General features: G+C 33.9%; 2 protein-coding genes. One reads left to right on the plus strand and one right to left on the minus strand.

Features of this window, described 5'->3' with window-relative positions:
• On the plus strand, positions 1 to 1,144 hold a 1,144-nt coding region (locus AA81_RS13320), incomplete at its 5' end, for a glycoside hydrolase family 38 C-terminal domain-containing protein (RefSeq protein WP_211292723.1).
• A 38-nt stretch (positions 1,145 to 1,182) separates the two neighbouring features.
• Here the strand turns inward: AA81_RS13320 and AA81_RS13325 are convergent.
• On the minus strand, positions 1,183 to 1,580 hold a 398-nt coding region (locus tag AA81_RS13325), incomplete at its 5' end, for an iron hydrogenase small subunit (RefSeq protein ID WP_211292724.1).

Raw genomic sequence — 1,580 nt, forward strand, 5'->3', positions numbered from 1 at the left:
TAAAAAAACGTTGATTAGAGAAATACCCTCTCTTGGCTATAAAAGTATTAAGGTATCCAATTTGGAGCAGAAGCAAATTGATGAAAAAATGATTGTGAAAGAAAATTACATTGAAAACAGATACTATATAATCGAATTCAACGAAAAAGGGCAGATTAAAAGATTATACGATAAAGAAAATAAAAGGGAAGTATTGGAAGAAGGAAAATTGGGAAACGTACTACAAACCTTCGAAGATAAACCTTACTCTTTTGACGCCTGGGACATTTCTCCTTATTTCAACGAAAAAATGAAAGAGGTTACTGATTTAATCGAAGTAAAAGTAGTTGAAGAAAGCCCTTTAAAGGGTGTTCTAAAATTTTTGTGGAGGTTTTATGACTCCGTTATTGAACAAAGGGTCATAGTATACAACCACACAAGAAGAATCGATTTCGATACCCATGTTGATTGGAAAGAGAAACAAGTTTTATTAAAAACAGCTTTTCCTGTTAATGTAAGGAGTACAAAAGCCACCTACAACATACAATTTGGAAACATAGAAAGAAGTACAACCAACAACACAAGTTGGGATATAGCAAAATTTGAAGTCCCAGCACAGAAGTGGGCGGATCTTTCAGAAGCAAACTATGGAGTTTCCATACTAAACGATTGTAAACATGGGTACGATATAAAAGAAAACGTTATGAGACTCACTCTTCTCAGATCCCCAATCGAACCCGATGAAACCGCTGATAGAACAGAACATGTATTCATTTATTCTCTTCTACCACACGCTGGAACATGGAGAGATTCGCAAGTAATACAAGAAGCCTATAAATTGAATTACCCTGTAATAGTTAAAAAGATAGAAAAAAACGAAGATGGAAGTTTTCCTGATATTTTCTCCTTTATCAAGGTCAACGATTCTGATGTGGTAATTGAAACCATAAAAAAAGCAGAAGATGATGACTCTGTACTTGTTAGACTTTTCGAAGATAAAGGTTGTAGAAAAAGGGAAGTGGAAATAGAATTTTTTAGAAGTATAAAAAAAGCGGTTGAATGTAATTTAATTGAAGAAGAGGAAAAAGAAATTGCATTTAAAGATAATAAAATTCTATTCAATATAACACCATACGAAATAAAAACCTTTAAAGTGTGGCTTTAATTTAAGCTAAAGGCGGATTTTCTCCGCCTTTAGTTTTTTTAAAGCCATTCCCTTTCCATATAATGCGTATGCAATAATTGATGTGATTTTTCGCTTCCGGGCTTTCCTAAATATTCGTTGTATAGTCTAACAATTGATGGATTTTCATGGGACTTTCGAATTATCTTTGATTTGTCAACAACATTTAAAGCATCTATTCTCTTTTTAATCACGTTGAAATCACCATGATGGTATGGTTGACCACCGCCTCCAACACAACCTCCTGGACAAGCCATAATTTCGATTAAATGTAAGTCTATTTTTCCCGATTGAACGTCTTCCAAAAGTTTTCGTGCGTTACCCAGGCCATAAGCAACTCCAACTCTTAATTTTTTCCCATTAATTTCAACTTCTGCAACTCTTAGAGAGTCATAACTATGGAGCTGTTCAAATTCTA

Source organism: Petrotoga halophila DSM 16923, assembly GCF_002924615.1.